This is a genomic window from Sulfitobacter sp. SK012, from assembly GCF_003352085.1.
Classification (GTDB): domain Bacteria; phylum Pseudomonadota; class Alphaproteobacteria; order Rhodobacterales; family Rhodobacteraceae; genus Sulfitobacter.
Map to the genome: position 1 here is coordinate 721,661 of NZ_CP025804.1, position 12,392 is coordinate 734,052.

Here is a 12,392-nt window from a genome sequence, read left to right on the forward strand (position 1 = left end):
CCTAGCGTCGCCGGATGATAAAACGGTCCCCTTTTCGCTACTTTAAGACGTCCCCCGAAATCATCCGCCTGACGGTTATGATGTATGTGCGTTATCCACTTTCACTACGAAATGTGGAGGATTTGCTGCACGAACGCGGTATTGATATTTGCCATGAAACGATCCGGTTTTGGTGGAATCGGTTCGGCCCATTGTTTACCGCTGAGATCCGAAAGAAACGGAATTAGCAACTTCGTGCTCATTCGAACTGGCAATGGCATCTGGACGAGGTTTTTGTGAAGATCAACGGTGAAACGCATTACTTATGGCGGGCCGTAGATCACGAAGGCGAGGTGCTGGAGAGCTATGTTACCAAGCGCCGGGGTCGTAAGGCCGCCTTGAAATTTCTCAGAAAAACCATGAAACGATATGGTCCACCATATGTCATCGTGACCGATCTACTGCGGTCTTACGGTGCCGCGATGAAGGCCATCGGCAACGCAGACAAACAGGAAACGGGACGCTGGCTGAACAACAGGGCCGAGAATTCACATCAGCCTTTTCGACGAAGAGAGCGAGCGATGCTGCGCTTCAGACGAACGCGAACATTGCAGAAATTCTCCTCTGTGCATTCATCCGTCCACAATCATTTCAACCAGGAACGCCACCTCTACTCACGCGCCAATTTCAAGCTGAACCGCGCTGCCGCTCTCGCTGAGTGGCGTCAGTTGGGCATGGCATAAAGGGCAGCTTCATTGTCCTTGCCTAGACTGGTTTGCATTGGTTGACAGCACCGCCACCAAGGCTTTTAAGTATTTGAATTTAATTCATAATATAGACATCACAACTTATAACCCCCCAAACTATCCTCCATCCCAGATTCGCCTGAAGTTTTAGGCTAAAACTTGGTTAACCCAGTCGAAGTAAAGGTCCGGAAGTGGCGTTTACCGCCACCAATCCCGCTTTTGTGTTCCCACATCGCCGCTGACGGCCCCGGCAGAGTGGCATGTGCATCGCCGTCCAACAGAAACCACCGTTCACGGCCTAACGGGTCTGCAACGCTGTTATTCTTGGTGTCAAAAAATGCCGGGGTTGCAGTGTAGACATGCTGAACCGTGCGTGCCGGTGCTGGGTCGGTGCCGATTTCTTTTGCAAGCAAATCGCCTTGGTCGGCCGTCAACGCGCGATCGGTTAAATAAAATAAGTGCAGTTTCGGCTTCGCTGTTTTTAGTTCTGGTTCGCCGACATTCCCGTCGGGGTCCGTCGGCACAACGTAGTGCTCGACTCCGTGACTGCTGGACAGTTGAACAATCATTGCCGTTCCGCGGAGCCATTCCGGCAATCCGGCCCTGAACCGTCGCGCGATCCTTTCGGCGTCTTGGATCAAGTCCAGGCCCTGCCAAAATTCGCTGCCAATGTTATCTGCGTCAATCACATGCCAGCGCCGCGGCGCGTCTTTGTAGGTCGGCGGCTCGGTGACCAAATTCCGGTCAGCGTTTAAAGCCGGTATACCCTTCACTCTGACCGGTTGCGGATTTTTTGTTTTTGGCCGGTACCCGGTTTCCCGAATATCGAATGTCGGTTCGCCGCGAATGATTGCTTTTCTGTCGCAAGCCGAAACCGTTTTTAGAATTTGGAAAAGATCCGAAATGTCGGCGAAGGCGGCCTGCGTTGTTCGGTAGTTTTTCGTTAAATCGTAATTCTGGATCAGAACAATTCCGGCGGGTCCGGTTTCGAAACTTTTGCATTGTTTCATGTGTTCGTGACATTCCAAAATCGTCACGACGTCGCCGGTGGCTTTTAAGCCTGTTTGATCGCGTCCTACCAAATCAGCGACGGAGGTCTTGTGGTCTTTCATAGCAACAGAGCCCTTGTTTAAAGCCGTCGCTCTGTCAATTATTCTTCTCGTCTCAGAGATTGAATTTGACCCTGCAGCGGCATCTTCATTTAGAGCCCTCGCTGATGAACTTCGGCGGGGGTTCTTTTATTTGGTGTTGCTGTTTTCGGAAATATTGGGCCCTGCGATGCGGCAACTGACGGCGGTTGCTGTTCGGCAGGTTTCTAGGCGAGTGCTTTATCGAACTCGTACTTCGCGGTTGGTCACTGCAAGTAACCCGGTTCGTCACCCTCATAGGCCAAAACCTCGACTTTATCCCACCGTTTTGCTTGAACCCCAAAACGCCGGGGTTGCGGGAAACCCGGAACATCTTTCGTCCAGTTCCAAACAGTCGGCCTGCTGACCGCAAAGTGGTCAGCGACTTGCGTGTCACGCCACCAGCGTCCGTTACTTTGGTGTGGTTTGTTTTTCATAGTCGCTCTCCTGTATTTTGCTGCCTAAAGCGTGGCTTCAACATTAAGGAGAGTCAACAGTATTACTATTTAATTTCAAATACATAGGGGGCCCATGTGAGGTTTTTGTTTAGGATCAAATAGCTACATGCCACACTGCCAGAGAAACGAAATACCCCTACAGTTGGCGGGCCTAAAACGTTAATGGTGGAAGATGTTTGGATCAACGCAGTTCGGCGACTTTTGCGCTTGATTCGGTTTCCTTGGAACCGAGCCCAGCTTCGCAAACCCGGAATGTAGGTCGCGGTACTTGCGGACGACACTTGCTTTGAGGCGTTTCTAGGCCACAAGAATTGTTCGCTTTACACGAGCCAGAGTAAAGCTGACGTCCACCTTGCCGTAGAAGATTGTAACTATTGGCTCACTGCCGACTGTCGCTGCGGTTGCACGACAGAAAAAACTGGTCGATGCTCTGAGCGTCCGCTTTCTTCGAACTGCTCTTTCGATTTCGCACTTGCGGCGAAAGTCTGCAATCCGCCCTTATTGTCGAAATGTGCATACCGCAGCATCGGTCACCATGGGCTGAAGTCGCGACACTACATGAACAAGATATTGACGATCCTCAGCGGATCAATAGCGCACGCATCGCCGAGGTACTTTCCAGTTCAAGCTCGTCAATTCTGGCATCTTTCCGCAATCTCGGATCCAAGCGATCAAAGTCGTAATTTGGTTGAAAAACCCTTTTACAGAATATCAGAGTCGACTTCCCAATACGTGCCGGAAGGGTAGAATAAGCCGCATTTCACTCAGGCCTCTTTGAGGTCTGCCTCTGTGCATTCGCATAAATTCCAGCGAAACCTTTTTGTTATATTCATACGGCACACCAACAGGAGGCAGTATTATGAAAACCAGATTTGTCGATGCCAGATGCCGTTGCATCGGAGAAGTTACGCCGCATGAAGTAATTGTGCCCAGTTCGGGAGGATCAGATGACCCCGTGGAACTTGAATGCTCAATTTGCGGATGCATCGAAGAAGCGTTGGTTGTTTCCGAAAGTCACCGCAGTTGGCTACTTTCACATTCTTGAAGTCGGACGACGAAGAGTCAGTCCTATGGCTTCGGCATAATATGGAATTAGCAGCTGCGTACATGACGATCACGATTGCCAAACCTTGCACTCTCAGGCGTCACTTTTCCCGTAACGAGCGAAAACCGCGCAGCAATTGCACACACACTCATTATGCATAAATGCTCTGGCGCGCTCACCAACATGGCCGCATCGACAGCACGTCAACAGGGAGTCATTGTGTAGCTGTTGATCGATGGGATCGATGCTGTCGTGAAAACCGTGAAAGCCGGTTCGCATGCTCCACGCATGGCGCAGCGAAGGTCCGCAATCCGCCCTTACTTACCTAAACCATCGAAGATGCAGACGGCAGCTTCCGGCCAAAACCGGACCTTGGTGCGCTCCGCAGCGAATGACTGCAAAGAGCGGCGACCTCAACCGGTCGATGCAACACACTCAGCGAACTTCTCTGCTGGGGTTTGATATTGCAAGGTCTTGCGAGGACGTTCGTTAAGTTGCCTTGCAATTGCGCTGAGCTTTGCCTGAGAATGAACGGATAAGTCGGTTCCTCTTGGCAAATACTGCCTCAAAAGCCGGTTGGTGTTCTCGTTTGATCCACGTTGCCAAGGTGACTGCGGGTCGCAGAAGTAGACATCGACATCCGTGGCCAGTGTGAAGCGCGGATGATCTGCTAGCTCTTTGCCACGATCCCACGTCAAGGATTTGTAAAGTTCTCGCGGCAGCTTCTGAGCCGACTTGATCAGCGCAGTGACGACGCTTTCAGTGTCCTTGTTCGCGACTTTCACCAACATCACGTATCGTGAATGCCGCTCGACCAGGGTCGCGATATAGCTGTTCTTCGATCCGCCAATCAGGTCGCCTTCCCAGTGACCCGGAACAGCGCGATCCTCGACGGATGCAGGCCTTTCGCTGATGGACACAGCATCTTTAATCTGGCCATTACCGTTGCGCTTTAGGCTGGCATGCTGGGAACGCCTGACTGTGCGTTTTGCGCGCAAGTGCGCCAGCAGCTCCTTTTTGAGAACGCCACGTGCCTGTATATAAAGGCTTCGATAGATAGTCTCGTGTGACACCTGTTTGTGCGCCTCCTCCGGGAACGCCCGTTTGAGCCAACCCGCAACCTGCTCGGGAGACCACTTGCGCCGTAGCTTTGCTGATACTGCGCGGGCCAATGTCGGGTGACAAGCCAGCTTGCATATCTTTGGACGCAGAGCCCGGTTCCAAGCAGCCTGATCTGAACTAGACGCACGATAGCCGACTGATCCGCCATTGCGCCGCACCTCCCGGCTGATCGTTGAGGGCGCACGTCGCAACTGGCGTGCAATCGCACGCAAGGATTGCTTGGTACTCAGCCCGCGGGATATCTCTTCGCGCTCAGAGAGGCTCAATGCAGAACTGCCACGCCTGCGATCCGGCGGCCGTATCCCGCCCGTAGGTGAGATGACCGAAAATACCGACGACGATTGGCGATCAAAGACCCGCCCAATCGAACTCATCGACTCCCCACGTTGCCATCGATCCCAGATCTCGGCACGCTGCTCAGCTGAATAGTAAATCCTGCGACGATACTTCATTCAAAACACTCCATCTCTTTCTAAAGATTAAAGTGTTGCGTCGACCAGTTGAGGCCACCGCCCAATGCGGCCGGATTGAAATCGGCTCTTTCGCTCGTGCAGAAAAAAAAGTCGCCGCAGTTCAGCAGAAAGGCGCTCTGAGCCGCAGCCAAGAAAGCGGTCATTGGTTTCGACCGCAGCGAGTTTCATGACCCCTATGTCCTTACAATACCGGCGCGTTTCCCGGGGCCGTCGTATCCGCAGTTTCAATCACCGGATTTCTCGTCCGGATTACTTTCCGAAACCGGGTCTTGCGGCTCATCCGCCGAAAGCGTCTCGCCGCCCTCGGCGAGTTCCTCATCGGTCGCGAAATAATCCGGTGAACCTGGTGGCGGGTATTTCAATTTGCCCGAAAGGCTTTCAAGCGCTGTGCTGGAAAAGCGTGGAAACGGAAGTTCCCTCCGCCTGCGCCAGGTCGCGACTTCCTGATGCGCTTGTTCCGTGCGTTCGCTATCCAGGCCGGGATCAGGGCTCCAGTAGAGCGTCTGGGACGGGAACGCGAAGCCTGTGCCAGACGCTTCCACGATATCATCAATCCGCAAGAGAACGTCCTCTCTGATAGAGTAGAAATCGTTCCACTCCCTTGTCTTGGCATAGATGCGTAAATTAACGTTTTTGGACGATTCACCAAACCCAATGAACCGAACGCGGATCGTTTCGGCCTCTATCCGTGGATGTGAGTGCAGCATCTCGCGGATTTTTGCGAGAACATACCGCATTTGCTCTGCATCCGTCTCGAAGCGCAGGCCCAGAGTTTCGTTGATCAACATCGTGTCGCATTTGGCCCAGTTGACGATCTGCATGTCGGCAAATTGCGCATTTGGAATGGAAATCTGTGTGCGATCGATCGCACGGAGCTGGGTCGAGCGCACGCCAATGTTTTCGACGGTTCCGCTCTGATCGCCGAAGGTGCAGTAGTCGCCAACCCGGACCGGTTTATCAATGAACAGGATGAACCCACCGATCAGGTTCTCCAGCGTCGGCCTGACTGCGAGTGCCACGGCAATGCCGCCGATCCCGAAACCTGCAATCATGCTGAGAACGGGCACGCCCAATTCATGAGCCCCGTACCCCAGGATCAGGACGCCGCCGATAAAGCCGATGATCTGCCCCACCAACCGGATAAAACTGTCATCGAGGCTTCGATTGGTGCGCCTCGGGTCCACTATGACGGTTTCGAAGAAGGCTCTGGACATGGTCCAGAAGCCCCCTGTGGCAGCGATGTAGAACACCACAAGAAGGCAGGTTTCAGTCAGATCGAAGAAGCGTCCGGTGGTGTTGACCTGAAACGAAAACACGTGTTGAAGCCAGAGCAGTCCAATCATTATGCCAATAGGGCTCAGGATCCTGAGACGGACAATTTTGACCGGGTCGTCTGTCAGCCATTCAACCAACAATCGATGCCAGACGCGCAGGACAACGCCTGACGCAAAAGACAACAAGATGACTAAAAGGATCTTCCAGATCGGAGTGTCGAGAATAGAGCGCTTCATGAAATTTGGCAGTTTCGCGATTCCGGCGGTCGGGATCCATGGACCGGAAAGCTGGCGGCTCGTATCATCCCATGATGTTATGGGCAGAGATGATCGAAGCGGAAGCGTTTTCAAGCCAGCAAAAAACCGAGGCGCGCTGTGGACCGTGTCCGCAGAAAACAGGTACTCCCCGGCGCGGTTACCTTCGACTATTTCAATGATGCGCAGGGGTGTGCCGGGCAGACGAAATGCGGTGGTGGATTGCGCATCAAGGTCGTCAGGCCCGGGAAGGGCCGAGGCGTCAATGGGTTTGACCCGCCCAAGGATTTCCAGAAGATACAAACCCGTTTGTGTTCCGGTCTCGCGGCGAGTGGCCGGTGGCACTTGAGACAGATCAATCAGGGCCCTGATTTGCCCGATCACAAATACAATCTGTATCTCGTTCGAGGTGTTCTGTTGCTGCCAATATGCGCCCAACGAGTTTTCGAGGTTGTCGCGCAAGTTGTATAGTGACTGCAAAGTACTGCGCGGGCTTTCTGTGCGTATTGGCGTGATTTTGGGGGTGTCGATCTTCTCCAGCATCGACTCAAGCTCGTTGGCTATGGTTCCCTGGTTCGCCTCCTGTGCTGTGACCTGAGATGTGCAGGACAGCGCGACAAAAACCACCAGCAGAAATCTTGAAATTGCCATGTCTTATCCCTCAGGCCATCTGGCTCATTGCTTGGTCCATCGATCGCTTTGAAGGTGATTGGTGTCCAAGTCCCCAAGCGGCGGAGTCGACCGCTCAGATTATGATAGGAAGGAAGTCCTTCTCTGGTTTTGGTCATGTCGCGCCAAAATTCGTGATTTTTGTGCAAACCTTTTCAGCGCGCTACTTCGTTCAGTGGAGTCTTCGCAATTGGCAGACCAGCGGATTGTGTACCGTTATGCGGCCAGACGCCGATCGCTCTGCTAAAGCAGGGTCAGCTTTTGGGTCTCTCAGGCATGGCCTGCTCCAGCAACTTGCTCTGACACCGTTTGGGCGATTGGCCTGTCCATTTATGGAATGCGCGACAGAAATTGCTTGGGTCTGTGTATCCGAGGGCCTGTGCGATCTCTGAAATGTTCAGGTCGTCTTGGACCAGCAGTTCCAGCGCATGCTGGCGTCGGGTACGTTCGATTAGTTTGGAAAACGACGTCCCCTGTTGGGCAAGGTGACGCTGGAGAGACCGAGCGCTCAAGCCCACAGCACCTGCAACCTCTGCAATGCGTGGATCCGCATTTTTTGGCGCATGTCGTACGGCCTGTTCGACCATCTCGACGACTTTGGCTGGATTGCGCTGGATCAAAGCGGTAGCCTCTCCACAGTGTTAGATTACCACTCCAACATAGAGCGTCCTGTGGGCTTGTTTTGGTCTGCGTGCGCCACATCAACCAAAATTGAGTTTGGCGCGAAATGACCAAAACGGCCCTCGTTCGGTCGCTAACGGTTTCTGAGGAATAACCCGGCTCACTCCGCAATGGAGTAGCCGGTGGGGGGAAAGATGGACAAGATTGCAACATGCCGAGCGGCGTATCTCATACCGTTTCTTGACGTCCTGCGCGACATTGGCGCCCCGGTCACCCGGGAGTTGGAAAAGGCGCACTTGCCGGCAATGGTCGAGGAAACGCCAGACGATCTGATCTGTAGTACCCTTGCCATGGATTTCCTCGACACAAGCGCGTTCCGTGAAGGTATCGACGATCTGGGTTGGCTTTGGGTTCAGAAGTTTTCGGCGTCGGACTTCAGTGCGGAACTGCTGGCGGCATTGCGACCCTTGCCCACCGTCAAGGCACGTCTCGACTGCCTGAGTAACCTGATCAGGCTCGAAGATTCCAATGTCCGTGTTGGCGTTGCCGGATTCAATGGCAGTGCCGAAATTTATTGTGACTCCATGTCGCTTGATAGGCCGGACGATCCTATCTCGGAATGGACGCAAGTCACTGTTTTAATTGATGCGATTCGCAGTGTCACTGGCGACATGTGGTCTCCTGACGAGATAAGGTTCAAGTCTGATTTCAGCGTCTGCGATGACGCGCGCGAAGCGAATCCGAATACACGTTTCCTCTCGCGTTCGGCCCACACGTCGATCGTCGTGCCAACTGCGGTTCTTGCGGCCAGCCAACTGACCTGCGGGGCGGCACACGTGCCAGAGCCAAACATCCCCGAGAAACCGGACGGGATAGAAAATATGAAACGTCTGATCCGCCCTTACCTTCGTGGCGGCCTCCACCCAATATCCACGTTCGCCGAAATGCTGGACGTGAGTCCAAGATCGCTGCAACGCAAACTCCAGCTAGCGGGAACCAGCTTTTCGGACCTGATCGAAACCACACGTTTCGAAATGGCGGCCGAGATGTTGGCGGAATCAGATGCTCCGTTGATCGACGTGGCGATGACGCTTGGCTATGAAAACCAGTCCAATTTCGGACGCAGTTTTCGTCGCATCGCCGGGATCAGCCCCGGCAAATATCGCCGTGAGCTGATCGGGCGGGAACAAGTCGCCTGATTTGGCGCGATCGGACCAAAACCGCGGTCGAATCGCATGTAATCTTATCAGCAGTTAGCAATCTAACGCGGAGCATTTTTGAAGATGCTGCTGCCAAAACGAATTTGTGCGCCGGTTTTTAATTGGTGTGTGACAAGAGTTCCCGGCTCAGAAGCCTCGTATGGGTCGGGAAACTTTCTCATTTTTATCATCTCAAGGGAGACACGATATGCGACTAATTCTGACAACGGCAATGGGGGTTTGCCTAGCGGCCACAACTGCGATGGCCGAAGCACCCAAAATGAAAATGACCACGGATATTCCGCCGGAGATCACGACACCGGATGTCGTGGACACCTCGATCGGGACTCTCAACTTTTTCGACGGCGTGCCGACCGAAGAAACGATCGACACGGTCTATGACTACATGGATCGTGCGCGCGCCGTGCAGGCCTATGTCTCGACCGTTCCCGGGGTGTCGCAGTTCGCCATGCGACAGGGCCAGCGCGACATTGGTGCCACCAAGGTCAATCAGATCCTGATCTGGGACAAGCTGGCGGACTCAAAGTCGCTGTTCCTGACCGGCAACAGCTCGACGATTTACACCTGGACCTACACTGATCTCGCCAATGACGGGCCGACAGTGATCGAACTGCCGCCGGGCATGCTGGGCGTCGTCGATGACATGTGGTTCCGCTATGTCACCGACCTTGGCATCGCCGGCCCCGATCAGGGTAAGGGTGGGAAATACCTTATCCTGCCGCCCGGGTATGACGGCGAGGTGCCCGACGGCTATTTCGTGGTCCGCCCCGCAACCTATGGCAACTGGATCTTCATGCGCGCCTATATCAGCGACGGTGTCGACAAGGCGGCCCAGGGCGTGAGGGACAATCTGAAAACCTATCCACTGTCGATGGCGGATAACCCGCCGGAGCCGGAGTTTATCGGCATGTCGGGGCGCGGAGACTACAATGCCGTTCTACCAAACGACTACAGCTACTGGGAGATGTTGAACCAGCTTGTTCAGGAAGAACCCATCGGGGCACATGATCCGGAAACGCGTGGGCTGCTGGCGGCACTTGGGATCGCCAAGGGCGAGCCCTTTGCACCCGACGCGCGCATGAAGGCGATCCTGACCGACGCGATTGCTATCGGCAACGCTTATGCCCGTGCCAACACGGTCGTCCCGAAAGACAGCGACCAACGGATCTATGGGCCAGACAGCGAATGGGTTATGGCCTTTGCCAACAAGGACTCGACCTTCCTGGTCGATGGCGCACGCCGGTACGATTCCCGGCTGTGGATGCACTACAACGCTGTGGTCGTGACACCCGCGATGGCCGTCACCGCACCCGGAAAGGGGTCGGACTACGGCATCGCCGGAATGGCGAAAGGGGGAGAGATCCTCGACGGTGGCAAGACCTACAAACTGACCCTGCCGCCGAATGTTCCGGTCAAGGATTTCTGGTCAGTGACAGTCTATGATCCGCAGACTCGGTCCATGCTGCAAACCGATCAGACGTTCCCGGCGCTCGACAGCTACAACGAGAACATGCAGCAGAACGCTGACGGATCCTGGGACATCTACTTTGCTCCCGAGGCCCCCGAGGGTCAGGAGAACAACTGGATCCAGACCATTCCTGAAAAGAGCTGGTTCATCATCCTGCGCATGTACGGCCCGCTTGAGCCTTGGCTGAACAAGACCTGGGTGCCGGGCGAGATCGAACTGGTCGAGTGACCGAATGAACCGGGGCCGGAGCACATGTTCCGGCCCTTTCTTTTGGCGCGATCGGACCAAAACGCGCCCCGGCAACGACATACCATGTTTGCAGAATACGACGAGATCACGCGTCGTCCTGCATCAACCTTCAAGGAGAAGACAATGAGAAAACCTCTGTTACTCAACTCAACCGTCGCGGGCGCATTCGCGCTGATGTCTCTGGCCGGCACCCAACCGGTGTTGGCGCAGGACGGCATGTCCACCGCTATGACCTACGCGGGCGAACTCCAGTTCCAGGGACAGACGATCACCAAGGACACCGCCGCTTTCCTGCATCGCCGGATTCTGGAACAGCGCGCCACCCAGCTTGTCACCTGGGCGATGCCGATGATGAATTTCGAGCAGCTCTACCCGGCGCTTCATGCCAACCTGAAAACCTCTCAAGGCATGGATATCTCTGACGAGGATATCTTCTTTGGCCTCTATGACGGATATGACGGCGTTTATCCTTTCATGACAGCCAACGTTACAACACCTTACACCATCGGGTTCTCGGATTTGTCGCAAACCGGACCAATTGTGGTCGATCTGCCCCCCGGCGCGATCTTCGGCGTGGTGGACAACGCGTGGATGCAGCCCATTCACGAGATCGACGGAACACCCGGAAAACTGTTGCTCGTCGGGCCGGGACAGAATGCTCAGATTGACTTCGATGGCACGATTATTCAGTCCGATACGTTCCGGGTGGTCTACTTCTACCGTGCTCTGGGGACTGGTGACGAAGCCAAGGCCCTCAGGACCTCAGTGAAGGCCTATAAATTGTCGGACGCCGACAATCCGCCGGATACGAAGTTTGTCAAATACGAACCCAAACCGGACGACGCGATCGCGCTTAATACCCAGCCGCGCGATATACAGTTCTGGGAGTTGGTGAACACCTATGTTCAGCGTGAACCGATGGCTGACCGTGATCGGTTCTTTTATGCGTGGCTAAAAGACCTTGGCATCGAAAAAGGCAAGCCGTTCAACCCGACGGATGCGCAGAAGGAGATCCTTCAGGCCGGTCTCGACGTTGGCATGGCGATGTCCCAGGCGATCTCGTTCAACAAGACGCGCGAGATGTTCCCGACGTCGCTCTACGGCGACAACTCCGGGTTCGAGGACGCCATGGCCGGCATGAACCCCGCCATCGATCTGCCGACCTATTCGATGTTCAACGAGCGGGCCTCCTACGGGTTTGAGGCGACGACAACGTCGGCAGGCATGGTGTCACGCACACCCGGCGTGGGCTCGGCCTATCTGGGAGGCTACTACGATGCGGACGGCAACGCGCTGATGGGTGGCGAGAACTACATGCTGACGGTCGGGCCGAATCCGCCGGCGGCCAATTTCTGGTCGGTCACGGTCTATGACATGGAGAACCGTCTGATTATCCGCAACGAACAGAAACGATCGGACCGGTCTTCGCGTTCAGAGGGGCTTATCACAAACGACGATGGGTCGGTTGATCTGTATTTCGGCCCCCAAGCGCCGGACGGTAAGGAAATCAACTGGGTACAGACCAATGAGGGTCAGTCTTTCTTTGTCTATCTGCGGCTCTATGGCCCCGAACAGGAATATTTCGACCAGACCTTCCCGATGACGCCGATCAAGAAGGTCGAATGACGTTGGTTTCGCCGCGCTTCTACGGTCCCCTCAAGGTCTTCAGCGATAAGATCCGGGTGC

At 54.7% G+C, this 12,392-nt stretch carries 8 protein-coding genes and 1 pseudogene; 4 read left to right on the plus strand and 5 right to left on the minus strand.

Going from position 1 to position 12,392, the window contains the following annotated elements:
* Window positions 1-14: 14 nt before the first annotated feature.
* Window positions 15-722 (plus strand): annotated as a pseudogene (locus C1J03_RS03640) (IS6 family transposase).
* A 155-nt stretch (window positions 723-877) separates the two neighbouring features.
* On the opposite strand, the gene C1J03_RS03645 reads toward C1J03_RS03640, so the two are convergent.
* From C1J03_RS03645 to C1J03_RS03665, 5 genes are all read right to left on the minus strand, one after another.
* Window positions 878-1,837, minus strand: a complete 960-nt coding sequence (locus C1J03_RS03645) for a hypothetical protein (RefSeq protein ID WP_114883796.1) — start codon at window positions 1,835-1,837, stop codon at window positions 878-880.
* A 242-nt stretch (window positions 1,838-2,079) separates the two neighbouring features.
* Window positions 2,080-2,289, minus strand: coding sequence for a helix-turn-helix transcriptional regulator (locus tag C1J03_RS03650; protein WP_114883798.1), 210 nt, complete (start codon window positions 2,287-2,289; stop codon window positions 2,080-2,082).
* Between the two features lie 1,479 nt (window positions 2,290-3,768).
* Window positions 3,769-4,929, minus strand: a complete 1,161-nt coding sequence (locus C1J03_RS03655; protein WP_114883801.1) for an IS30 family transposase — start codon at window positions 4,927-4,929, stop codon at window positions 3,769-3,771.
* Between the two features lie 245 nt (window positions 4,930-5,174).
* Window positions 5,175-7,130 (minus strand): mechanosensitive ion channel family protein, encoded by a 1,956-nt coding sequence (locus tag C1J03_RS03660; protein WP_114883803.1) that lies wholly within the window; start codon window positions 7,128-7,130, stop codon window positions 5,175-5,177.
* Between the two features lie 272 nt (window positions 7,131-7,402).
* A complete protein-coding gene (locus C1J03_RS03665; RefSeq protein ID WP_114883805.1) occupies window positions 7,403-7,768 on the minus strand; it encodes a helix-turn-helix transcriptional regulator in 366 nt (121 codons plus the stop codon).
* Window positions 7,769-7,963: 195 nt separating this feature from the next.
* Here C1J03_RS03665 and C1J03_RS03670 point away from each other — a divergent pair, with 195 nt between their 5' ends.
* From C1J03_RS03670 to C1J03_RS03680, 3 genes are all read left to right on the plus strand, one after another.
* Window positions 7,964-8,968: a helix-turn-helix domain-containing protein gene (locus tag C1J03_RS03670; protein ID WP_114883807.1), complete on the plus strand. Its 1,005-nt coding sequence runs from the start codon at window positions 7,964-7,966 to the stop codon at window positions 8,966-8,968.
* A gap of 280 nt (window positions 8,969-9,248) precedes the next feature.
* The gene (locus C1J03_RS03675) at window positions 9,249-10,685 is read left to right on the plus strand and encodes a DUF1254 domain-containing protein (RefSeq protein WP_216825892.1); all 1,437 of its coding nucleotides are present in this window, start codon (window positions 9,249-9,251) and stop codon (window positions 10,683-10,685) included.
* Between the two features lie 144 nt (window positions 10,686-10,829).
* Window positions 10,830-12,332: a DUF1214 domain-containing protein gene (locus C1J03_RS03680; RefSeq protein WP_216825893.1), complete on the plus strand. Its 1,503-nt coding sequence runs from the start codon at window positions 10,830-10,832 to the stop codon at window positions 12,330-12,332.
* Window positions 12,333-12,392: the final 60 nt, after the last annotated feature.

What these genes read in the sequence shown, in the direction of transcription:
- C1J03_RS03645 (WP_114883796.1), bottom strand. Translation starts at nt 1,837, where the DNA reads ATGAAAGACCACAAGACCTCCGTCGCTGATTTGGTAGGACGCGATCAA.
- C1J03_RS03650 (WP_114883798.1), bottom strand. Translation starts at nt 2,289, where the DNA reads ATGAAAAACAAACCACACCAAAGTAACGGACGCTGGTGGCGTGACACG.
- C1J03_RS03655 (WP_114883801.1), bottom strand. Translation starts at nt 4,929, where the DNA reads ATGAAGTATCGTCGCAGGATTTACTATTCAGCTGAGCAGCGTGCCGAG.
- C1J03_RS03660 (WP_114883803.1), bottom strand. Translation starts at nt 7,130, where the DNA reads ATGGCAATTTCAAGATTTCTGCTGGTGGTTTTTGTCGCGCTGTCCTGC.
- C1J03_RS03670 (WP_114883807.1), top strand. Translation starts at nt 7,964, where the DNA reads ATGGACAAGATTGCAACATGCCGAGCGGCGTATCTCATACCGTTTCTT.
- C1J03_RS03675 (WP_216825892.1), top strand. Translation starts at nt 9,249, where the DNA reads ATGAAAATGACCACGGATATTCCGCCGGAGATCACGACACCGGATGTC.
- C1J03_RS03680 (WP_216825893.1), top strand. Translation starts at nt 10,830, where the DNA reads ATGAGAAAACCTCTGTTACTCAACTCAACCGTCGCGGGCGCATTCGCG.